Source organism: Streptomyces sp. NPDC050548, from assembly GCF_044457385.1.
GTDB lineage: Bacteria > Actinomycetota > Actinomycetes > Streptomycetales > Streptomycetaceae > Streptomyces.
The window spans coordinates 144,111-165,826 of record NZ_JBITGV010000002.1 but is presented as its reverse complement, the minus strand read 5'-3'; the positions used below and the strand labels follow the sequence as shown (position 1 = coordinate 165,826).

Sequence of the window (21,716 nt, the reverse complement as noted above, 5' to 3'; positions counted from 1 at the left end):
TCCAGAGGAGTTCAGGTGGTGGGGCACCCTGCGGGCGTCGCCTGCGAGGCGTCACGGATCAGGGCTTGCTGAGCGGCCTTCACCCGTTGCGCGTCGGGCTTGAGGACCCGCCGGTCGTACGTCATCAGGCCGTTCAACTCGCCCTCGACGTCCGAGATCTGCGTGTAGACCGCGCCGTTGCTCCCCTGGCAGGTCAGGGCGCGCACCTCGGCGAGCTTGGCGAGGTAGTCGTCGGTGTAGGCGGCCGGGTCGACATCGACGTACGACTGCTGGACCGACCAGGCGTGGCCGGGGACCGCGAGTCCGAGACCGCCGTACTCGCCGCTGACCAGGGCGCGTTGACCGTCCGGGTGGGGTGGGAGGGCGGGGCTGGGATAGCCGTGCTCGTCGATGATGTCGCCGGTGCCGCCGTCCACGCCGAGGTTGATGCCGGACATGCTGTTGACGAGCCGCGTGGGGTCCCAGGCCTTCGCCTGGTCGGCGATGCGGGCCTCGTCGTACTGGCCCCAACCCTCGTTGAACGTCACCCACATGACGATCGACGGGCTGCTGATGTGCTGGTCGATCATCTGCTTCAGCTCGCGCTCGTACTCCGCGCGGGCGGCGGGCGACGGGTTCACCCCGGCGGTCATCGCGGGCATGTCCTGCCACACCATGAGGCCGAGCCGGTCGGCCCAGTAGAACCAGCGGTCGGGCTCGACCTTGATGTGCTTGCGCACCGCGTTGAAGCCCAACTCCTTGTGCACCTTGAGGTCATGGGCGAGCGCCTCGTCGGTCGGAGCGGTGTAGAGACCGTCGGGCCAGAAGCCCTGGTCGAGGGTGGCCATCATGAAGACGGGCTTGCCGTTGAGGACCGTGCGCGGGACGCCGTTCACCTTCTCGACGGCGATCGAGCGCATCCCGAAGTAGCTTCCGACGCGGTCCTTGCCGACGGTGACCTTCAGGTCGTAGAGGAACGGGTTGTCGGGCGACCAGAGTTGGGGGTTCGTGAGGGTCAGGGTGAGCGGGTCGCCGGTGCGGCCGTGTGCTGTCGCGACCTCGCGCTTTCCGTCGTACGCCGTCGCCGTGATCGGTAGGCCGTCCCGGACTCCCTGTGCCTCGACGGTGAGTTGGCTCCTGGTGACGTCCGGGGTGAGTTTGAGGGAGTCGACGTGGTCGGTGGTGACCGGTTCCATCCAGACCGTCTGCCAGATACCGGAGGTCGGGGTGTACCAGATGCCGCTCGGGTCGAGGCGTTGCTTGCCGATCGGGGGGTTCTCGCCGTCGGCCGCGTCGGTGGGGTCGTAGACGCCGACGATCAACTCCTGGGTGCGGCCGGGCTTCAGGGCGTCGGTGACGTCGGCGCCGAACTTGTCGTAGCCGCCCTGGTGTTCGGTGACCTTGGTGCCGTTGACGTAGACCTCGGCCCGCCAGTCGACGGCACCGAAGTTGAGCATCAGGCGCTTGCCCGAGCCGATCCTCCAGTCGGCGGGGACGGTGAAGGTGCGGCGGTACCACATGCGGTCCTCGTGCCGTTCCAGGCCGGAGAGCTGGGACTCGACGGGGTACGGGACGAGGATGCGCTCGGCGAGGTCACGGCCGACCGGCGGCTGTTCGCCCGCTGTGGCCGCCGCGAACTGCCAACTGCCGTTGAGGTTGCGCCAGTCGGTGCGGGTGAGCTGGGGGCGGGGGTACTCGGGGAGGGCGTTGTGCGGGCCGACCTGGTCGGCCCACTGGGTGCGCAGTTCGTGGGTGGAGTGGTTCGGGCCGGTGCTCCAGAACGCGTTGATAACGTTGCCATTGGACGCGGTGAGGCCGGCTTCGCCGTCGTAGCGGATGTCGGCCGTGCCGGGGGCGGTACCCGTCTTGTTGCCCACGACGGGTTCGGCGAGGGGGACGATCAGGGTTCGCGCGTCTGCCGGGTCCAACTGGGCCGTCCCCAAGGGCCACTTGGCGCCGCCGATCACCGCTTCGAGATGGTCGGTGAGGTCGGCCGGGGGTGTGGCGAGGGGCTGGGCGAAGTCGAGTTTCAGGGTGCGGCCGGTGCTGGTGACCGTGGTGGCGAGGGCACCGTCGTAGTCGTAGCCGTCGGGGAGGCGGAAGGCCGACTGCGGGACGGGAACCTTGGTGCCGCCGGGTTCGGTCCAGCGGAGGTGGAGGTTGGAGCCGCCGTAGTGCTCGAAGTACTCGACCTTGATGTCGTAGGCCGTACCGGCGGTCAACTCGACGGGAGCGGCGGTCTGTTCGTGGTCCCAGTCGTCGACCCAGTGGTCGATGAGGAGCTGTCCGCCGATCCAGAGGCGGAAGCCGTTGTCGCCGATGATCGAGAAGGTGTGGGGGCCGGTCTTCGTCGGGACGATCTTTCCGGTCCAGCGGATGCTGACGTCGTCGGACTGGCCGGTGGTGAAGGCGAGTCGGGGTTCGAGGTTGTCGAAGTCGAGGTTCGGGTCGACGCCGGTGGCCTTGAGGTCGGCGAAATCGAAGGCGCCGGGGGCGGACTGGGTGTAGTACTCGCCCTTCAGGCCATGGATCTCGACGGGGTCGTCGGCGGCGGCGTTCGCGGTGGGGACGGCGGCCAGGGCGGCGATGCCGAGGGCCAGCGCGAGCAGTAACGCGAGTCGGTCTCTGAGACGTCTGATGCGCACGGAACCTCCATAACAACGTTGTCATGGGCAGCAGTTGGCATGACAACACGGATTCCGCCTTCCGTCCAGGGACATGACAAGCCTGGGTCATGGCACGGCAAAGCCCCGGTGCGGTCGGGACGCACCGGGGCCGATGTCCGTCCCTACGTGACCAGTTGGCCCTTGCCCAGGGCGATGACGCCGCCCTTGGAGACCGTGTACAGGTCGGCGTCACGCTCCGGGTTGACCCCGATCGTCGCGCCCGGCGGTACCTCGACGTTCTTGTCCAGGACCGCGCCCCGGACCACCGCACCTCGCCCGATGTGGACGTTGTCGTGCAGGATCGAGCCCTGGACGACGGCTCCGGGGTCGACCACCACGCCCGGGGACAGCACCGAGCGCGTGACCTGGCCGCGGATGAGGCACCCGGAGCTGATGATCGACTCGCTGGCCATGCCGCCGGCGTTGAAGCGCGCCGGGGAGAGCTGGCCGGAGTGGGTGTAGATCGGCCAGTTGCGGTTGTAGAGGTTGAAGGCGGGGCGCTCGGCGATGAGGTCCATGTGGGCGTCGTAGTAGGCGTCCAGAGTGCCGACGTCCCGCCAGTAGCCCTGGTCGCGGGTGGTCTCGCCGGGGACGTGGTTGGCGCTGAAGTCGTACAGCGCGGCCTCGCCCCGGTCGGTGAGCGCGGGCAGGATCGAGCCGCCCATGTCGTGCACCGAGCCGATGTCCTCGGCGTCCCGCTGGAGGGCCTCTATCAGGGTCTTGGTGGTGAAGATGTAGTTGCCCATCGAGGCGTAGACGCACTCGGGGTCGTCGACCAGGCCCGGCGGGTCGGCGGGCTTCTCCAGGAAGCGCTCGACCGTCTGGCCGTCCGAGCCCGGGGTGATCACGCCGAACTGCGAGGACTCCGCGCGCGGGACGCGGATTCCGGCCACGGTGACGCCCGCGCCGCTGTCGATGTGCTGGGCGAGCATCTGCCGGGGGTCCATCCGGTACACGTGGTCGGCGCCGAAGACCGCGACGTACTCGGGGCGCTCGTCGTAGATCAGGTTCAGCGACTGGAGGATCGCGTCCGCGCTACCGAGGTACCAGCGCGGGCCCAGGCGCTGCTGTGCCGGGACCGGTGTGACGTAGTTGCCGAGCAGGCTGGACATGCGCCACGTGGTGGTGATGTGGCGGTCCAGCGAGTGCGACTTGTACTGCGTGAGGACGCAGATGCGCAGGATGTCGGCGTTGACGAGATTGGACAGTACGAAATCCACGAGGCGGTACGTTCCGCCGAAGGTGACAGCGGGTTTGGCCCGGTCGGCGGTCAAGGGCATCAGCCGCTTGCCCTCACCGCCCGCCAGTACGATCCCGAGCACCGAAGGTCCGCCACGACGCATGGCCGCTCCCCTCACCCTGGTTGACCCCAGCCTGCCCCTGAGCAGCGCACACTAAGCCTGTTTGAGGATCTCCTCGTAGAGCCGCGCGGTACGCAGCGCCACGGCGTCCCAGCCGAACTCGCCCACCGCGCGCTTCCGCCCTGCCTCGCCCATGCGCTTCGCAGTCTCCGGGTCGGCGAGCACGGAGTCGAGTGCCGACGCCAGGTTCTCCTCGAAGTTTTCCTCGACGGACACCAGCAGGCCGGTCTCGCCGTCCGCCACCACCTCGGGGATGCCCCCGACCCGGGAGGCGACCACGGCCGTACCGCAGGCCATCGCCTCCAGGTTCACGATCCCCAGCGGCTCGTAGACCGACGGGCAGGCGAACACGGTGGCGTGGGTGAGGAGCTGGATGACCTCCGGGCGGGGCAGCATCTGGGGAATCCAGTGCACGCCCTCGCGGACCCGGCTCAGCTCCTCGAAGAGGTCGCGGAACTCGCGGTCGATCTCCGGCGTGTCGGGCGCCCCCGCGCACAGCACGACCTGCGCCGCCGGGTCGAGGTCGCGCACCGCGCGCAGCAGATGGGGCACGCCCTTCTGGCGGGTGATGCGGCCGACGAACAGGACGTAGGGGCGGTCGGGGTCGATGCCGAGCCGGGTGAGCACGTCCGTGCCGTGGTCGGGGCGGTAGAGCGTGGTGTCGATGCCGTTGTGGATGACCCGCACCGTGGCGGGGTCCAGCGACGGGTAGCAGGCGAGGATGTCCTCGCGCATGGCTCCCGACACGGCGACCACGGCGTCCGCGGCCTCGATCGCGGTGCGCTCGGCCCAGCTGGAGAGGGCGTAGCCGCCGCCGAGCTGCTCGGCCTTCCAGGGGCGCAGCGGCTCCAGGGAGTGGGCGGTCATCACGTGCGGGACGCCGTAGAGGAGCTTGGCGAAGTGGCCGGCGAGGTTGGCGTACCAGGTGTGCGAGTGGACGAGCTCGCGGCCTTCCAGGGCGGCGGCCATGGAGAGGTCCACGGAGAAGGTGCGCAGGGCGTCGTTGGCGCCGTCCAGGGTCGGCCAGGAGCGGTGGCGTACGACGCCCTCCGTGCGGCCCTCGCCCCAGCAGTGCACGTCCAGGTCGACCAGGGGCCTCAACTCCCGGGCCAGGAACTCCACATGGACACCCGCGCCGCCGTACACATCCGGCGGGTACTCCCGGGTCAGCAGTCCCACTCGCACCCGTAACCCCTTGATCTCGGCGGCTGATTGCACTCATGGTCACCCAGAACCGGCTTTCGCGGAAGAGCCGGGCGGTTGTGTGAAGCAGCAGTCTCCGCAGACCCCGCCCCCGGGGACCCGGTAGTAGAGGCAGCAGCTGCGGCGCCGGAAGGCGGTTCCGGTGAGGGTTCCGGTGCCTGCGAGGTGGGGGTGGGCGAGGAGTTCCGCGGTGAGGGCCCGCGTGCGCGTGCCCACTTCCGTACGGCCACGCGCGCGTGCCCACCGGTCGAGTTCGCGGGCGGCGCCCGCCAGCGCGGAGGCGGCGTTGCCCCACAGCAGGCCGGCGGACATGCGGTGGTGGGTCACCAGGGCGGCGGTCAGGGGTTCCAGGTGGCCGTGCACCACGACGTCCACCAGAGCGTCCACGGGCAGCGGGCGGACCTCTGCGAGCCACAGGTCGTCCGGGGCGCTGCCGCGGGCGTCCCAGTGCAGCAGGCGCGGGTCGAGGTCCGGGATGCGGCCGTAGAGGGCGGCGCAGCCGAGCGCCGCCGACCACAATCGGGCCGCGAGTGCCTGCTGTGCGACCGAGGCGGCAATGCGCAGCTCCGGGGCCTGGAGACGCTCCGCGACGACATGGACACGAAAAGTCAGGGAATTTCCGTAAACATCCGACACCGGGTTTTCGTAGGTCGTCGCGAGCGTCGGCAGCGGGCCGTTCGGTGCTGCGCCCGTGCGTAGTACGAAGAAGCCGCCGAGGGCGCGGAGCGCGGCGAGTTCGGGGTCGAGGTCCACGAACAGCAGTAGTACCAAGGCTCCTAGGGGTTCCGCCCAGGGGGTGTCCCCCTGCTGTCACCCACCTTGGGGAGGACAAGGGGCGATTCGTACTCCATCGGCAGTACTACCCAATCGGTGCTCAGGTACGACGACGGGAAGAACATCGACCGGCATCGTGTTCCGTATGAAAGCCGACCGTTCGCCGCGTGGTGCCAGAGGCACCCGCCTGACGCAGAGGAGCTGCCGATGAGCGCCCTCGCGTTGTCCATCGTGCTGTCGCTCATCTCCGCCGTGGCCTACGCGGGCGGAGCGATCGTGCAGGAGCGCGTCGCGGTGTCCTCTCCCGACCAGGAGTACGCGCCGCTGCGCCGCCCGAGCTGGTGGGCTGCGGTCGCGTTGAACGGTTCGGGCGGTCTGCTGCACGTGGTGGCGCTGGCCTACGGCCCGCTGAGCCTGGTGCAGCCGCTGGGTGCGCTGACCATCGTGTTCGCGCTGCCGATGGCGGCCTTGTTCGTCGGCCGCAAGGCCGGTTCCACCGCCTGGCGCGGCGCGATCATGGCGACGATCGGTCTCGCCGGTCTGCTCTCCCTGGTCGGCGCGTCCGACAGTCATTCGCTGAGCACCGCCCAGCGGGTGTCCGTGGCGGTGTTCACCGGCGCGGTGGTCGTGACCCTGATGATTGCGGGCCGTGCGGCACACCGGCACCCGGCGGTGCGCAGCGTGCTGCTGGCGACCGCGTCCGGCATAGCGTTCGGCATGTCCTCGGTGTTCACGAAGACGGTGACGGTCGACTGGGACGACGGCGCGATATCGGCGACCGACATCCCCTTCCTCGCCGTGATCGCCGTGTTCGCGGTGGCCGGTCTGATGCTCTCGCAGGCCTCCTACCGGGGCGCGGGCCTGGCGGCTCCGCTGGCGGTCCTGACGGTCGTGAACCCGGTGGTGGCGGCCGTCGTCGGCATCACGATGTTCGGCGAGACCTTCCGCTACGGCACGACGGGCACCCTGCTCGCCCTGAGCGCCGGAGTGGTCGCCGCCGGTGGCCTGATTCTGCTGACCACGGAGCGGCTGGAGAGCGAGCACGCACCGTCCACCACGGTGCCTCCCGTCGCGCCGTCGCCCATCGAGGAGTTGCTGGACGCCCTCCCTGGACAGCCCGTCGACGTGAGCGCGAACGTCGGCGTGGACCTGGGCGTCACGGCCGGGGACATTCTCGTCCCGGCCCCGGCGGCGATCCCGGCCGACGAGGGTTACGGGACCCTGGAACCGGCCGGGTCGGCCGAAGCGCCGAGCTACTTCGGCCCGTTCCACGCCGGGCTGTACGTGATGATGCCGGTCCACGACCGGCATCGCACCCGAGTCAAATCCTGACGCCGCCGGCCCGCAGATAGGTGAGCGGGTCGATGTCGGTACCGAAGCCGGGCCCCGTCCGCACCTCGAAGTGCAGATGCGGGCCCGTGGTGTTCCCGGTGGACCCCGACCGCCCGATGCGCTGTCCGGCGCCGACGGACTGCCCGTCCCGCACCGAGATCGCGGACAGGTGCGCGTACTGCGAGTACCGCCCGTCGGCGTGCCGGATCACCACCTGGTAGCCGTACGAGCCGCCCCAGCCGGCCGTGACCACCTGCCCCGATTCGATGGCCTTCACCGAAGTGCCGGTGGGGACAAGGAAGTCGACGCCGGTGTGGTAGCCCTTCGACCAGGCAGAGCCCTCCGCGTGGTACGCCGTTCCGATGGGGGCGTCGACGGGGGCGACGAAAGAGTGACTCGTCGACTTCTTGGTGGTGGTCTTCTTCGCCGCGGTGTCCGAAGTGGCCTTCTTCGTCGCGGACTTGGTGGTCGCCTTGGTGGCCGGTTTCGTCGTCGTACGGGTCTTCGTTTCGGCCTTGGCGTGCAGGCTCAGCCGCTGGCCCGGCAGGATCAGGTCCGGGTCGTCGCCGACGGTCGTACGGTTCGCGGCGTAGAGCCCGTGCCAGCCGCCGTCGACGCGCTCGGTCTCGGCTATCCCGGAGAGGGTGTCGCCGCGCACGACCGTGTACATCTCGGCGGTGCCCGCGCGGGACTGCGGTGTGGTCTGCGGCTGTACGTCCTTCACGGACCGCTTGACGGTCTGCGCCTTGGCGTCCTCGGCCTTGGTCTTGGCCGTGTCGGTGGTCTTCGTGCCGCCGACGTGGATGTCGGGGGTGTCGCCGCCCCGGGTGAGCCCGGCGCGCACCGAGCACACCGGCCAGGCGCCGGGCCCCTGTCCCTTGAGCACCTTCTCCGCCACGGCGATCTGCTGGTCCCGGGTGGCCAGATCCGCGCGGCTCGCGTACACCGTGCCGCCGTAGGCCTCCCAGGTGGACTGGGTGAACTGGAGCCCGCCGTAGTACCCGTTGCCGGTGTTGATGCTCCAGTCACCGCTGGACTCGCAGGCGGCGACCTTGTTCCAGGTGCTCACATCGGCCGCCTGGGCACTGCCCGCACCGGCGCCGACGAGGGGGATCGCGAGGCCCGCACCGCCCGCCGTGACCGTGAGGAGCGAGGAACGGTTGATCCTGTTCGGCTGATACCGGCGGTGCCGGCCGCGTACGGCCATGGAGAATCCCCCTCGACATACGTCAGTCAGGAGGGCCAAAAGTAAGCGCCACGAACAGGCCATGACAAGACGGCAACCGGCCGCCCTGTGGCTCAAGTGGCGAGCGGGCCGCTCCGGTTGCGGTGAGGACGTGCGGTCGGGGTAGCGGCAGGCCAGGATGGACCGAGCGGCAATACTGGCGAGCACGACCGGTACCACCGATGTTCAGGACCTTCCTGATCCTTAGGCCTGATCTTCCTGATCCTTAGGAGCCAACCGAATGAGCAGTTCAGCGCAGATCGGCGTCACGGGCCTCGCGGTCATGGGCCGCAACCTCGCCCGGAACTTCGCGCGCAACGGCTATACGGTCGCCGTGCACAACCGGACCGCGTCCCGCACCCACGCCCTGGTGGAGGAGTTCGGCGGCGAGGGCGACTTCATCGCGGCGGAGACGGCCAAGGACTTCGTGACCGCGCTGGAGCGTCCGCGCCGCCTGGTCATCATGGTCAAGGCCGGTGAGCCGACGGACGCGGTGATCCAGGAGTTCGCCCCGCTCCTCGAACCCGGCGACATGATCATCGACGGTGGCAACGCGCACTTCGCGGACACCCGGCGGCGCGAGCGCGACCTGCGCGAACAGGGCATCCACTTCGTCGGCATGGGCGTCTCCGGCGGCGAGGAGGGCGCGCTGAACGGACCGAGCATCATGCCGGGTGGCCCGAAGGAGTCGTACGACTCGCTCGGTCCGATGCTGGAGAAGATCTCCGCGAAGGCGGACGACGGGGCGCCCTGTGTGACCCATGTGGGTCCCGACGGCGCCGGGCACTTCGTGAAGATGGTGCACAACGGCATCGAATACGCCGACATGCAGCTGATCGGCGAGGCGTACCAGCTGCTGCGCGATGTCGCCGGGTACTCCCCCGCGCAGATCGCCGAGATCTTCCGCACCTGGAACACGGGCCGGCTGGACTCGTACCTGATCGAGATCACCGCCGAGGTGCTGTCCCACGTGGACACGGCCACCGGCAAGCCGTTCGTGGACGTCGTCGTCGACCAGGCCGAGCAGAAGGGCACCGGCCGCTGGACGGTGCAGATCGCCCTCGACCTCGGCGTCCCGGTCTCGGGCATCGCGGAAGCGGTCTTCGCCCGCTCGATCTCCGGCCACGCCGCACTGCGCGAGGCCTCCCGGGGCCTGGCCGGACCGACGGCGGCCCCCCTGGGCGAGGCCGAGGCGGCGGCCTTCGCGGACCGGGTCGAGCAGGCTCTGTACGCGTCGAAGATCGTGTCGTACACGCAGGGCTTCCACGAGATCGCGGCGGGCAGCGAGGAGTACGACTGGAACGTCGACCTCGGCGCGGTCTCCTCGATCTGGCGCGGCGGCTGCATCATCCGTGCGGCCTTCCTCGACCGCATCCGTGCCGCGTACGACGCCCGCGCGGATCTGCCGAGCCTGCTGTCGGACGAGACGTTCGCGCAGGAGATCGCGGCGGCGCAGGACGACTGGCGCGAAGTCGTCGTGGCGGCGACCCGCCAGGGCGTCCCGACACCCGGCTTCTCGGCCGCTCTCGCCTACTACGACGCACTGCGCGCCGAGCGGCTGCCCGCGGCGCTCACGCAGGGGCAGCGGGACTTCTTCGGGGCACACACGTATCGCCGGGTGGACCGGGACGGCTCGTTCCACACCCTCTGGGGCGGTGACCGCTCGGAGGTCACGGGCTGACGTCGTCCGCAGCTGTGCCGAGCCCGCCTGCCGGGGATCCGGTCAGGCGGGCTGCCACAGTTCGATCCGGTTGCCCTCGGGATCGGTGACCCAGCCGAACCGTCCGACGCCGTCCATGTCCTGCGTCTCCGCGTCCACGTCCGCGCCCTTGGCACGCAGCTGCGCGAGCGTCGCGTCGAGGTCGCGGACCCGGAAGTTGAGCATGGTCTGCTGGGTACGGGACCCGAAGTAGTCGGTGTCGGCGGGGAAGGCCGCGAACACCGTCGGCCCGGCTTCCTGCTGCCACAGCCCGTGCTCGTCGACGTCGAGACCGAGGCAGTCGCGGTACCAGGAGCTGAGGGCCACGGGGTCACCGGCCCGCATGAAGTGTCCGCCGATTCCAAGCACGCGTTCCATACCGGCCATCCTGCCAGGAGGACGGCCGGCGCGGCGGGCTCAGCGGAGCCGGGCGTCAGGACCGACGGCCGACTTCAGGTGAGCGGCGGTCCCGGCTCCGGGTTCGGTACGGGTTCCGGTCCCGGTGGGACGGGGGACGGAGAGGGCTCCGGCGTCGGGCGGGGTGGGACCGGGGACGGGCCGGGCACGGGGCCGGGCGGTGGCGTGGGCCGGGGCGTCGGCGGTTCCGGGTCCGGGCCCGGTGTGGGGCCGGGACCGGGAGTCGGGCTCGGCGGTACGGGACCGGGGCCTGGGGTCGGTCCTGGGGGTACGGGGTCGGGGTACGGGTTGGTCATGGTGTCCTCCAGCCAGTGGATGCGTCGGCTCTGGACTACTCCCCCGCCTACCCGACACCCGCGCCGCCACTCACCCGGGCGGGCTCACGAGACTCGCGCGCGAGAGCGCCGCCGGCACGGCCTGGGCGCGCCGCCCGAGCCCCGCAGGACTCACCCCACCCGCACCGCCCGAGCCCCCGCGCCCAGCCCCGACCGCGGGCTCGACAGCACCGGCACCGGCGTCGTCGTCAGTTGTCGGGCGCCGGCCATGGACCCCTGCGCAAGGACGATCGCGTCGGCGTCCCCGATCTCGTCCACGGCATCGGCGACCAGCCGGGCGCAGCCCTCCGTGTCGCCGGCCTCGAAGCGGGACCAGGCGCCTTCGACGAGCAGGGTGCGGACAGCGACGGGGCGGCCGATACGGCGGGCCTCCTCCTCGACCAGCGCCACGGTGGGCCGCAGCGTGCTCTCCAGGGTGGCGGCAACGACGACACGCGCACCCGCGGCCACGGCTTCCGCCGCCATCGGGCGGTCGGCGCGCAGCACCGGCACGCCGATGCCGGCACCGGTCGACTCCGCCACCGCGCCGATGGTCGAGCAGGTGCACAGCACCGCCCGGGCCCCTTCGGCTACGGCCTTCTCCAGCACACCCCGCACCGCCCCGGTCACCGCTTCCGGTCCCTCGCGGCGGGCTCGCGCGAGCAACTCCTCGTCGACGAAGTGCCGTAGTTCCAGGCCCTGGTGGTCCTCGTCGCGCAGGGCGTCGAAGACCGGGACGTGGGCGGGTGAGGTGTGCAGGAGGGCGAGCACGCCGGCGGGACCTTTCTTCAGGGTGCCCACAAAGACAGGGCCGTCGGTCCTAGAAGCGGCCGGGATGCGCCGTCAGCCACTCCATCGCCGCCTTCTGCAGCGCGGGGTCCGCGGCCGGGGCCTCGTCGGGGTGGCGGGCCGCCCACTTCACGACGTAGGGGCAGAGCGGGGCGACGACGATGCCCTCGCGCGCGGCGATGCCGTACAGCTCGCGGGCGAGGGAGCCCGCGATGCCCTTTCCCTCGTGGGCCGGTTCCACGATCGTGTGGACCGGGACGAGCGCGCGCTCGGGGGATTCGAGGACGAAGTACTCGATGTGGCCTACGACTTCGTCGCCGTCGCCGATCGCTTCCAGGCGGCCCGCCGCCCGGTCGTCGCGGATCTCGATCTCGCTCATGGGCCTTCTCCTGGTGTGGTGGTCAGGCCGTGACGGCCTGCGGGCTGCGCGCCTGCTCCGAACCCGGCACCGGTTCGGACGGATCGGCGCCGAGGCCCACGATCCGGTTGGCGGAGTCCACGTGCACGACCCGGGGCCGAAGCGCCCGCGACTCGGCGTCGGGCACCTGAGCGTAACTGATGATGATCACCAGGTCTCCGGGATGCACGAGGTGGGCGGCGGCCCCGTTGATCCCGATGACACCGGTGCCCCGCTCGCCCTCGATGACGTACGTCTCCAGGCGGGCGCCGTTGCTGATGTCGACGATGTGGACCAGCTCGCCGGGCAGCAGATCGGCGGCGTCGAGCAGGTCGGCGTCGATGGTGACGGAGCCGACGTAGTGCAGGTCGGCCTGGGTGACGGTGGCACGGTGGATCTTGGACTTGAACATGGTGCGCAGCATGGAGGCACTCCCGAATCTAGGCTCCCTGCCTGCGTTTATGCAGGTCAAGGGCTGGTCCCCTACTTTACAGCGAGCCTTGTGCGCGGTCGGGGCCGGTAGGGACTCCCAGGGCGTACACCGACCGGTCGGACACGGGTCCTGTATGGACCAGGTAAAGACCGTGGTTCACAGTTTCGGTTGCGGTTGCCGGGACCCGTGCGGGGGATGAATGTGGCCACACAGGCCTGATCAGCACCCTGGAGGCACCGTGACCACCGACTCAGAGCCCCGGGTGTCGGGGCTGGAGATACGTTCCATCGACTACGTCCCCCTCAACGAGCGCCACGGCAAGCTGTGGCACCTCGGCCCCCTGTGGTTCATGTCGAACGCGCAGATCGCCACGCTGGCGGTCGGTCTGATCAGCATCACCGAGGGCGGCAACCTCATCTGGTCGCTCATCGCGATCGTGGCCGGCACCCTGCTCGGCACCTTCTTCATGGCCTTCCACTCGGCCCAGGGTCCGCAGCTCGGGCTGCCGCAGATGATCCAGTCGAGACCCCAGTTCGGCTATGTCGGGGCCCTGTTGGTGTGGCTGTTCGCCTATGTCCAGTACGCGGGCTTCAACGTCTTCAACACGATCCTGGCCGGTGAGGCCCTGCACACCACGGTGCACGGCAACACCAAGATGTGGGTGGCCGTGGTCACCGTGATCGGCTTCGTGATCGCGCTGGTGGGCTACGACGTCATCCACAAGGCGGAGCAGTTCCTGACGTACACCTTCCTGGTCGTCTTCGGGATCTTCACCGTGGGTGTGCTGGCGACCCTGCACTACCCGGCGGGCTCCTTCGACCTCGGCGGTTTCTCCTGGACGCCGTTCCTGGCACAGTTCGGTGTGGTCGCCGGTTACCAGATCAGCTGGGCGATCTACGTCTCGGACTACTCGCGCTACCTCCCGCCGGACGTGACCGTCCGCAAGACCTTCTACTGGACCTACTTCGGTTCGGCGCTCGGCGGGGTCTGGCTGATGACGCTGGGCGCGCTGCTCGCGGCCTGGGCGGGCAAGGACTTCGACACGATCCGCTCGATCAACGCGGCGGGCGACAAGGTGTTCAGCGGCTTCGGCGCGATCGTGCTCCTCTTCGCCACGCTCGGCCTGATCTCCGTCACCGCGCTGAACATGTACGGCGGTTCGCTGACCCTGATCAGCGCGATCGACTCGCTCAAGCGGGTCCAACCGACCGTGCGGGTCAGGGTGTTGACGATCGGGCTGACCGCCGCGCTCTCGCTGATCGGCGCGTTCGCCGCGACCGCCGACTTCCTGACGAACTTCAACAACTTCCTGCTGCTGGTGCTCTACCTGTTCATCCCGTGGACCGCGGTCAACCTGATGGACTACTACGTGGTGCGCCGCGGCCACTACGCCATCGCGGAGATCTTCAACCCCCGTGGGATCTACGGCCGTTGGGGCTGGAACGGCATCATCTCCTATCTGGTGGGCTTCGGCGTCATGGTGCCGTTCTTCTCCGTCGGCACGCTCTACGTCGGCCCGATCGCGCACGCCATGGACGGCGCCGACCTCTCCCTGTTCGTGGGACTGCCGGTCGCCGCGCTGCTGTACTGGTGGCTCAGCCGCTCGATCGACGTGGACGCCGAGATCCGGGTCGCCGAGGCGGAGGCCGAGATGTTGGAGCAGGCGGCGCACGAGCACCGCGAGCCCTGACCTCGCGCTCCCTATACGACCGCGTCCGGTACCGCCTGCTTCGCGAACTGCGTGCGGTACAGCTCGGCGTATCGCCCACCGGCGGCGAGGAGTTCGTCGTGCGTGCCGCGTTCCACGACGCGGCCCGCCTCGACGACCAGGATCTGGTCGGCGGAGCGCACCGTGGACAGCCGGTGGGCGATCACCACGGCCGTACGGCCCTGGAGCGCCTCCGTCAGGGCCTCCTGCACGGCCGCTTCCGAGGTGTTGTCCAGGTGGGCGGTGGCCTCGTCGAGGATGACGACGCGCTGGCGGGCCAGCAACAGGCGGGCGATGGTGAGGCGTTGGCGTTCGCCTCCGGAGAGGCGGTAGCCGCGTTCGCCGACGACCGTGTCCAGGCCGTCGGGCAGGGACCGTACGAGATCGTCCAGGCGGGAGCGGCGCAGTGCGTCCCACAACTCGTCCTCGGTGGCGTCGGGTTGGGCCAGCAGGAGGTTGGCGCGGACGGAGTCGTGGAAGAGGTGGCCGTCCTGGGTGACCATGCCGAGGGTGGCCCGCAGGGAGGCGGCGGTGAGGTCGCGGACGTCGACGCCGCCGATGCGGACGGCGCCTTCGTCGACGTCGTAGAGGCGGGGCAGGAGTTGGGCGATGGTCGACTTTCCGGCGCCGGAGGAGCCGACGAGCGCGATGGTCTGGCCGGGTTCGGCGCGGAAGGTGACGCCGTGCAGGACCTCGGCGCCGCCGCGGGTGTCGAGGGAGGCGACCTCTTCGAGTGAGGCGAGGGAGACCTTGTCGGCGGAGGGGTAGGCGAAGCGGACCTCGTCGAACTCGACCGCGACCGGGCCCTCGGGGACCTCACGGGCGTCGGCTTTGTCCTCGATCAGCGGTTTCAGGTCCAGCACCTCGAAGACGCGCTCGAAGCTGACCAGGGCGCTCATCACCTCGACGCGGGCTCCGGCGAGCGCGGTGAGCGGGGCGTAGAGGCGGGTCAGGAGGAGCGCCAACGACACGACCGCGCCCGGCTCCAGGGTGCCGTGCAGGGCGAACCAGCCGCCGAGGCCGTAGACGAGGGCGAGGGCCAGGGCGGAGACCAGGGTCAGGGAGGTGATGAACACCGACTGGGCGGTGGCCGTGCGGACGCCGATGTCGCGGACGCGGCTCGCGCGCTCGGCGAACTCCACGGACTCCTCCTCGGGGCGGCCGAAGAGTTTGACGAGGGTGGCGCCGGGGGCGGAGAAGCGTTCGGTCATACGGGTGCTCATCGCCGCGTTCAGGGTCGCCGCCTCGCGCTGCATGCGGGCCATGCGGCTGCCCATCCGGCGGGCCGGGATCACGAACACGGGGAGCAGCACGAGCGCGAGCAGGGTGATCTGCCAGGACAGGGTGAGCATGACGGCCAGCGTGAGCAGCAGCGTCACCACGTTGGACACCACTCCGGAGAGCGTGTTGCTGAACGCCCGCTGCGCGCCGATGACGTCGTTGTTGAGTCGGGAGACGAGCGCGCCCGTACGGGTACGTGTGAAGAACGCGACCGGCATGCGCTGCACATGATCGAAGACGGCTGTCCGCAGATCGAGGATGAGTCCCTCCCCGAGCGCCGAGGAAAGGCGTCGGCCCAGAATCCCGAGCGCGGCCTCCACGACCGCGATCAGGGCGATGAGCAGGGCGAGGCGTACGACGGTGCCGTCGTCGCCGCCCGACACGATCGCGTCGACGACATGTCCGGCGAGTACGGGGGTCGCGACGGCGAGCAGGGCGGTCAGCACCCCGAGCAGGACGAAGCGGGCGATCGGGCGGCGGTGTGGGCGCGCGAACTCCGCTATGCGGCGCAGCGTGGCGAGCGCGAACGGGCGGCGCTCCTGTTCTGCGGTCATGACACTGTGCAGTTGGGTCCAGGCGGTGCTCTCCATGCTCATGGGGTAGACCGTAGGACCTCAAGCGGCGTTGAGGTCAACGTGTTCGCCAAAGCCTCGTGTAGCGACGGGCGTAAGGAACTGTCCGCGCTGCCGCAACCCGCAGTTGTCGTGGCGCGGAGAACCTCCAGTGGTGTGAGACACATCCGCGTCCGGCAGATCCTGTGCCTGCTTCCGCTGCTCCTGGTCACCGTCGTCGCCGTACAGCACCGGTCCGTCCTCGTCGCCGGCTTCGGCCAGTTGCGGTCGGCGGAGTGGCCCTGGCTGGTGGCGGCGGCCGGTGCCACCTGTCTGACCTGGGTCGCCGCCGCGTTCACCCGGCAGGGTGCCGTGGTCGAACGGCTGCCCGCGCGGCGGCTGTTGGCCACGCAGTTCGCGGCGGGCGCGGCAAATCATCTGCTGCCCACGGGACTTGGCGCGGGTGCGGTGAACCTGCGCTTCCTCACGGTGTGCGGGCTGCCGCTGGCCCGTTCGTCGGCCGCGCTGGCGCTGTTCCTGCTCGCCGAGTCGATAGCCCGGCTGACCCTGCTCACCGCTCTGCTGATCGCCTTCCCGGACGCCCTGCGCCTGGGAACTCTCCTTCCGGCGGGGGCACTTGGTCCGCTGCTCCTGATCATCGGGGCCGTGTTGTGCGTGGCGGTCGTGGTGCTCGTTCTGGTGCGCCGGCTGCGGGCGGCCGTCCTGTCGTTCCTCCGTACGGCGCTGAGTGAGGCGCGTTCCGTGCACACGCGGCCGGCCCGGGCGCTCGCGCTGTGGGGCGGTTCGCTGGCGTTCCCCGCGCTCCAGGCGGCCGGACTGGTGGCCGTGGGGCAGGCGTTGGACCTGCCGGTGCCGCCCGCGCAGATGGCGCTCGCCTATCTGGCGGCGACGGTGGCGGTGGCTCTGGTGCCGACGCCGGGCGGGATCGGCTCGGTGGAGGCCGCGCTGATCGTGGCGCTGGTCGCGGCGGGCGGTCCGGTCGCGGTGACCACGGCGGTGGTGCTGGCGTACCGGATCATCACGGTCTGGATCCCCATCATTCCGGGCGCGTTGACGCTCGGTGCACTGGTCCGGTTGCGAGTCATCTGAGTCGCGACTCCACTCGAACATCCCTGTAAAGAAGCATCAGCCCTGGTCGAACCGTCGACCGGGGCTGATTCGCGTTTGCCTCAACTCGCTTGTTTTACTTTTTACTTGACTACACATGACACCACGAGTTGACTGAAGGGCGTTGATTTGTCAGCCGAGGAGGCAGGACTGTCATGGGGGACGAGACGTTAGGCATCATCCTGGCGGGAGGCCGGGGCGAACGCGCCAAGCCGCTCACCCTCGCCTCGTCCGACTACATCCGCAGCAAGGCCCTCATCCCGTTCGTCGGCCGCTCCGTCGTCGAATGGCTCGTCGAGTCCTGCCGTGACCAGGGCATCCGCCGCTTCTACGTGATCGCCCAGGGCGCCGAGAACCACAGCCAGATCAAGCTCGTGCTCGGCCACGGCGAACGCTTCGGCGTGGAGATCCACTACTCCCGCGCCCGGCTCGACCGCTACAACGTCGGCTCGGGCGCCGCCACCCTGCACAACCTCGAACAGTGGGATCTGACGGCCCGTGCCCTGGTGCTGCCGGTGGACTCCGTCTTCGAGTTCGACCTCGACACACTGGTCGACACGCACGACGCCGCCGACGCCGTCGTGACCGTCGCCACGGTCGGCCGCACGCCCGAGGAGATCGCCGGCAAGTACGGCGTGATGCAGACCTCCTCGGACGGACTGGTCGCGGGATTCCTGGAGAAGCCCGACCTGGACCGCGTCCACCGCGTCTTCCCCGAGACCTCGCTGCCCGGCTCCCGCACCACCCTGCCCACCAACGCCGGGATGTACCTGGTCGACTGCGGCCGGCTGAGGCTGGCCGCGCGCAACCCCGAGATGATCCGGCTCGCCCAGCAGCGCCTGGACTGGGGCGGCGACCTGCTGCCCTGGCTGGTCGGGCGGGGACTGCCGGTCGCGGTCGCCCCCATCGACCGGCTCGGCGACCTCGGCAGCATCCCCGACTACCTCGCCACCCTCGGCGACGTGCTCGGCGGCCACTACCGCCGGATGAACCAGGCCATGGGCCAGCCCACCAGCACCGACCCGCGGTACTGGATCCACGAGTCAAGCCTGCGCACCAAGGACAGCGTGACCGGCACCACCCTGGCCCAGAAGATCTCCGAGGGCAGTGTCGTCATCGGCCCCGCCGTCCGCATCGGGCGCAACGCCGAGATCGGTCCCGGAGTGAAGCTGCGGTTCAGCGACATCGGTGACGGCGTCGACGTCGACGAGGGCGCCCGGCTGAGCCGGACGGCGATCGGCGACGGCGCCGTCGTCGGGCCGTACGCCCGTATCACCGACTCGTACGTCGGGCCGCTGGCGCGCGTGCACTCCGAGCGCGACAACCCGGTCCGGCTGCTGCACTCCGCGATCGGCGAGGCCGCCGACCTGCGTCCCGGCACCCGGCTGACCGGGGTGAGCGTGTATCCGCGGCTGCGGGTGCCCGCCGTCACCGGTCTGCCCACCGGCACCCATCTGACCAGCTCCGACGACATCCTGCACTGGATCTGAGCGCGCCCCGCCAACTCCCCCGCCCCTTCCGGCTCTTCCGCAGCCCCGTGGAGATCTCGATGGACAGCCCGATCGCAGTCATAGGAGGAACCGGCCGCGTCGGCCGGCTCGTCGCCCGTCAACTGCTCGCCCGCGGCGAGAGCGTGCGGGTCATCGGCCGCAGCACTCAGCGCGCCCGGCGGCACAATCCGCCGCAGGCACAGTTCTTCGCGGCCGACGTACGTGCCCCCGCCACCGTCCGCACGCCCCTGCACGGCTGTTCGGCGGTGGTCTACATCGTGGAGCCGGGCACCGACGACGCCGGTCCCGACAGCCCCGAGACCACCCTGCACACCGGGGTCCGCCATGTCCTGGACGCCCTGCTCGCCACCTCCGGGAGCCCGCACTTCGTGCTGGTCAGCCAGCGCCATGTGACCCGCCGCGACCACCCGATGAACGCCTACGGCCGGATGCTGGACTGGCGGCTGGCCGGCGAGAACGCGGTCCGCTCCTCCGGGCTGCCGTACACGGTGATCCGTCCGGGCTGGCTGACGGACGAGCCCGGCCACGGCCATCTGCACCTGGAGCAGGGCGATGTCGGCGACGGCCGGGTGGCCCGCCCGCATGTGGCCGACGCCTGCGTCCAGGCGCTGTACTCCCCCGCCGCCCGGGGCGTGACCTTCGAGATGCGCAGCGAGGTGGGACCGGGCGCCGGCTCCCCGCCCTGGGACGAACTGTTCACCGGCCTCCGCGCCGACACTCCGACCGCGGCCCGGGCCGCACTCGCCTGAGGGTGGCCACCGATGTGTACGACACTCCGACCGACTCTGCGACAGATGCCATGACAGAACAGATGACCTTGAGCCCCGACCAGGCCACCGCCCTCTACGGCGGCCATCCCTCCGACGTCACCCCCGGCCGCCCGCAGCCGCTGGGGACCACCGTCGACAGCGACGGTGTCAACTTCTCGCTCTTCTCCGAACACGCCACCCGCGTCGACCTGTTGCTCTTCGAGCACTGCGACAGCCCGCAGCCCTACCGCACGATCCCGCTCCTCCCCGACCGCCACCGCAGCTTCCACTTCTGGCACTGCCACGTCCGCGGTATCGGCGCCGGCCAGGTCTACGCCTTCCGCATCGACGGACCGCGCGACCTCAGCGCCCTGGGCAGCCGGTTCGACCAGCGGAAGGTCTTGATCGACCCGTACGCGCGGGCCAACGTCAACAGCCGCTGGGAGCGCACCACCGCCATCGGCCCCGGGGACAACGTCGAGCACTGCATGCGCAGTCTGGTCGTCGACCTGGACGACTACGACTGGGAGGGCGACACCCCGCTGCACACCCCGATGGCGGAGACCGTCGTCTACGAGATGCACGTACGCGGCCTCACCGCCTCACCCACCTCGGAGAGCGAGCGGCCCGGCACCTTCTCCGCCGTCATCGACAAGATCCCGCACCTGCGCGAACTCGGCATCACCGCGGTGGAGTTGCTGCCGGTCTTCGACTTCGACGAGACCCAGGTGCTGCGCACCGGACCCGACGGCACCCCGCTGCGCAACTACTGGGGCTACGACCCCTACGGCTTCTTCGCCCCGCACACCGGCTACTGCTCAAGCCCCCATCTCGCCACGCACATCACCGAGTTCCGCGACATGGTGAAGGCGTTCCACCAGGCGGGCATCGAGGTCATCCTCGACGTGGTCTTCAACCACACCAGCGAGGGCAACGAGTTCGGGCCGACGATCAGCTTCCGGGGCGCGGCCAACGAGGCGTACTACCACCTGTGGCCGCAGGACCGCTCGCACTACATGGACTTCACCGGCTGCGGCAACGCTGTCAACGCCAATCACCCGATGGTCACCAAGTTCATCGTGGAGTGCCTTGAGTACTGGGTGACCGAGCACCACATCGACGGCTTCCGCTTCGACCTCGCCTCCGAACTCTCCCGCGGCCCCCTCGGCTACGAGATGGCGGTCCCGCCGGCCCTGTGGGCGATCGAGCTGTCCCAGGTGCTGTCCGAGACGAAGATCATCGCGGAACCCTGGGACGGCGGCGGCCTGTATCAGGTCGGCCGGTTCCCGGGGAAGCGCTGGGCGCAGTGGAACGGCCCGTTCCGCGACGACGTACGGCGGTTCGTGCGCGGCGACGCCGGCCTGGTCGGCGAGGTCGCCTCCCGGCTCGGCGGCTCGGCCGACCTGTTCGCCGCCCAGGGCGAACTCCCCACCAACAGCATCAACTTCATCACCTGCCACGACGGCTTCACCCTCAACGACCTGGTCAGCTACAACGCGAAGCACAACCACGCCAACGGTGAGGCCAACGCCGACGGAGCGGACGAGAACTACAGCTGGAACTGCGGGGTCGAGGGACCCAGCGACGACCCCGACGTCGAGTGCCTGCGGGTACGGCAGATCAAGAACCTGCTGTCCCTGCTGATGCTCAGCCGCGGGGTGCCGATGCTGCTGGCAGGCGACGAGTTCCGCAACAGCCAGGGCGGCAACAACAACGGCTACTGCCAGGACAACCAGACCTCCTGGCTCGACTGGAACCAGGCCAGGAAGGAGAAGGAGACGACCGCCTTCACCCAGCGCGTCGTCCGGCTCCGCAAGCGCTACCGCACCCTGCGCGAACCGCAGTTCTTCTCCGAACGCCTCAACTCCCGCTCCCAGCCCGACATCACCTGGCACGGCACCCGGCTCCACCAACCCGGCTGGGACGACCCCAACGCCCGGGTGCTGGCCTGCACGTACGGCGGTTTCGACGGTGACCCGGACCTGCATCTGATCCTCAACATGTACCACCTGGGGCTCGACTTCGAGCTGCCCGACGTCCCCGGCCACCACTGGCACCGCGTGCTCGACACGGCCCGCCCCGGCCCCTACGACATCCTTCCGCCCGGAGAAGAGGAGCTGGTCGCCGGTCCGACCCACCACGCCCAGGGCCGCAGCGTCGTCCTGCTCGCGTCCCTGCCCGACGAGAAGGGCACCTGAG

17 protein-coding genes are annotated in these 21,716 nt (G+C 70.0%); 7 read left to right on the top strand and 10 right to left on the bottom strand.

The window, feature by feature from the left end:
* Positions 1 to 11 precede the first annotated feature (11 nt).
* The 4 genes from ACIBJH_RS06570 to ACIBJH_RS06555 all read right to left on the bottom strand — a co-directional run bounded on the left by ACIBJH_RS06570 (position 12) and on the right by ACIBJH_RS06555 (position 5,980).
* On the bottom strand, positions 12 to 2,624 hold the full coding sequence (locus ACIBJH_RS06570; RefSeq protein WP_399115730.1) for a PA14 domain-containing protein: 2,613 nt from the start codon (positions 2,622 to 2,624) through the stop codon (positions 12 to 14).
* A 143-nt stretch (positions 2,625 to 2,767) separates the two neighbouring features.
* Positions 2,768 to 3,988: a glucose-1-phosphate adenylyltransferase gene (glgC, locus tag ACIBJH_RS06565; protein ID WP_201049710.1), complete on the bottom strand. Its 1,221-nt coding sequence runs from the start codon at positions 3,986 to 3,988 to the stop codon at positions 2,768 to 2,770.
* 51 nt (positions 3,989 to 4,039) lie between these two features.
* Positions 4,040 to 5,191, bottom strand: a complete 1,152-nt coding sequence (glgA, locus tag ACIBJH_RS06560) for a glycogen synthase (RefSeq protein WP_399115729.1) — start codon at positions 5,189 to 5,191, stop codon at positions 4,040 to 4,042.
* Positions 5,192 to 5,230: 39 nt separating this feature from the next.
* On the bottom strand, positions 5,231 to 5,980 hold the full coding sequence (locus tag ACIBJH_RS06555; protein ID WP_399115728.1) for a (2Fe-2S)-binding protein: 750 nt from the start codon (positions 5,978 to 5,980) through the stop codon (positions 5,231 to 5,233).
* Positions 5,981 to 6,190: 210 nt separating this feature from the next.
* Between ACIBJH_RS06555 and ACIBJH_RS06550 the strand changes: the two genes are divergently transcribed.
* Positions 6,191 to 7,315 (top strand): DMT family transporter, encoded by a 1,125-nt coding sequence (locus ACIBJH_RS06550; protein ID WP_399115727.1) that lies wholly within the window; start codon positions 6,191 to 6,193, stop codon positions 7,313 to 7,315.
* On the opposite strand, the gene ACIBJH_RS06545 is transcribed toward ACIBJH_RS06550, so the two are convergent.
* A complete protein-coding gene (locus tag ACIBJH_RS06545; RefSeq protein WP_399115726.1) occupies positions 7,305 to 8,522 on the bottom strand; it encodes a transglycosylase family protein in 1,218 nt (405 codons plus the stop codon). The two genes, ACIBJH_RS06550 and ACIBJH_RS06545, sit on opposite strands and share 11 nt — an antisense overlap.
* A gap of 259 nt (positions 8,523 to 8,781) precedes the next feature.
* Here ACIBJH_RS06545 and gndA point away from each other — a divergent pair, with 259 nt between their 5' ends.
* Positions 8,782 to 10,221: an NADP-dependent phosphogluconate dehydrogenase gene (gndA, locus tag ACIBJH_RS06540; protein WP_399115725.1), complete on the top strand. Its 1,440-nt coding sequence runs from the start codon at positions 8,782 to 8,784 to the stop codon at positions 10,219 to 10,221.
* Between the two features lie 42 nt (positions 10,222 to 10,263).
* On the opposite strand, the gene ACIBJH_RS06535 is transcribed toward gndA, so the two are convergent.
* From ACIBJH_RS06535 to panD, 4 genes are all read right to left on the bottom strand, one after another.
* Positions 10,264 to 10,617: a VOC family protein gene (locus tag ACIBJH_RS06535; RefSeq protein ID WP_399115724.1), complete on the bottom strand. Its 354-nt coding sequence runs from the start codon at positions 10,615 to 10,617 to the stop codon at positions 10,264 to 10,266.
* A gap of 485 nt (positions 10,618 to 11,102) precedes the next feature.
* A complete protein-coding gene (locus ACIBJH_RS06530) occupies positions 11,103 to 11,741 on the bottom strand; it encodes an aspartate/glutamate racemase family protein (RefSeq protein WP_399115723.1) in 639 nt (212 codons plus the stop codon).
* A 49-nt stretch (positions 11,742 to 11,790) separates the two neighbouring features.
* A complete protein-coding gene (locus ACIBJH_RS06525; RefSeq protein WP_399115722.1) occupies positions 11,791 to 12,138 on the bottom strand; it encodes a GNAT family N-acetyltransferase in 348 nt (115 codons plus the stop codon).
* 22 nt (positions 12,139 to 12,160) lie between these two features.
* Positions 12,161 to 12,580: an aspartate 1-decarboxylase gene (gene panD / locus ACIBJH_RS06520; RefSeq protein ID WP_399115721.1), complete on the bottom strand. Its 420-nt coding sequence runs from the start codon at positions 12,578 to 12,580 to the stop codon at positions 12,161 to 12,163.
* A gap of 247 nt (positions 12,581 to 12,827) precedes the next feature.
* Here panD and ACIBJH_RS06515 point away from each other — a divergent pair, with 247 nt between their 5' ends.
* Positions 12,828 to 14,279, top strand: coding sequence for a purine-cytosine permease family protein (locus ACIBJH_RS06515; protein ID WP_399115720.1), 1,452 nt, complete (start codon positions 12,828 to 12,830; stop codon positions 14,277 to 14,279).
* Between the two features lie 11 nt (positions 14,280 to 14,290).
* On the opposite strand, the gene ACIBJH_RS06510 is transcribed toward ACIBJH_RS06515, so the two are convergent.
* On the bottom strand, positions 14,291 to 16,168 hold the full coding sequence (locus ACIBJH_RS06510) for an ABC transporter ATP-binding protein (protein WP_399116368.1): 1,878 nt from the start codon (positions 16,166 to 16,168) through the stop codon (positions 14,291 to 14,293).
* Positions 16,169 to 16,306: 138 nt separating this feature from the next.
* Here ACIBJH_RS06510 and ACIBJH_RS06505 point away from each other — a divergent pair, with 138 nt between their 5' ends.
* The 4 genes from ACIBJH_RS06505 to glgX all read left to right on the top strand — a co-directional run bounded on the left by ACIBJH_RS06505 (position 16,307) and on the right by glgX (position 21,715).
* Complete coding sequence (locus tag ACIBJH_RS06505) at positions 16,307 to 17,239, top strand: YbhN family protein (protein ID WP_399115719.1); 933 nt, start codon at positions 16,307 to 16,309, stop codon at positions 17,237 to 17,239.
* 173 nt (positions 17,240 to 17,412) lie between these two features.
* Positions 17,413 to 18,747, top strand: a complete 1,335-nt coding sequence (locus ACIBJH_RS06500; RefSeq protein ID WP_399115718.1) for a sugar phosphate nucleotidyltransferase — start codon at positions 17,413 to 17,415, stop codon at positions 18,745 to 18,747.
* 59 nt (positions 18,748 to 18,806) lie between these two features.
* Positions 18,807 to 19,517, top strand: a complete 711-nt coding sequence (locus ACIBJH_RS06495) for an NAD(P)H-binding protein (protein ID WP_399115717.1) — start codon at positions 18,807 to 18,809, stop codon at positions 19,515 to 19,517.
* 50 nt (positions 19,518 to 19,567) lie between these two features.
* Entirely contained in the window at positions 19,568 to 21,715 is a 2,148-nt protein-coding gene (gene glgX / locus ACIBJH_RS06490) for a glycogen debranching protein GlgX (protein WP_399115716.1), read from the top strand.
* Position 21,716: the final 1 nt, after the last annotated feature.

Coding starts and splice junctions, on each gene's coding strand:
- glgC (WP_201049710.1), bottom strand. CDS start 3,988: ATGCGTCGTGGCGGACCTTCGGTGCTCGGGATCGTACTGGCGGGCGGT.
- ACIBJH_RS06550 (WP_399115727.1), top strand. CDS start 6,191: ATGAGCGCCCTCGCGTTGTCCATCGTGCTGTCGCTCATCTCCGCCGTG.
- ACIBJH_RS06545 (WP_399115726.1), bottom strand. CDS start 8,522: ATGGCCGTACGCGGCCGGCACCGCCGGTATCAGCCGAACAGGATCAAC.
- gndA (WP_399115725.1), top strand. CDS start 8,782: ATGAGCAGTTCAGCGCAGATCGGCGTCACGGGCCTCGCGGTCATGGGC.
- ACIBJH_RS06535 (WP_399115724.1), bottom strand. CDS start 10,617: ATGGAACGCGTGCTTGGAATCGGCGGACACTTCATGCGGGCCGGTGAC.
- ACIBJH_RS06525 (WP_399115722.1), bottom strand. CDS start 12,138: ATGAGCGAGATCGAGATCCGCGACGACCGGGCGGCGGGCCGCCTGGAA.
- panD (WP_399115721.1), bottom strand. CDS start 12,580: ATGCTGCGCACCATGTTCAAGTCCAAGATCCACCGTGCCACCGTCACC.
- ACIBJH_RS06510 (WP_399116368.1), bottom strand. CDS start 16,168: ATGGAGAGCACCGCCTGGACCCAACTGCACAGTGTCATGACCGCAGAA.
- ACIBJH_RS06500 (WP_399115718.1), top strand. CDS start 17,413: ATGGGGGACGAGACGTTAGGCATCATCCTGGCGGGAGGCCGGGGCGAA.
- ACIBJH_RS06495 (WP_399115717.1), top strand. CDS start 18,807: ATGGACAGCCCGATCGCAGTCATAGGAGGAACCGGCCGCGTCGGCCGG.
- glgX (WP_399115716.1), top strand. CDS start 19,568: ATGACAGAACAGATGACCTTGAGCCCCGACCAGGCCACCGCCCTCTAC.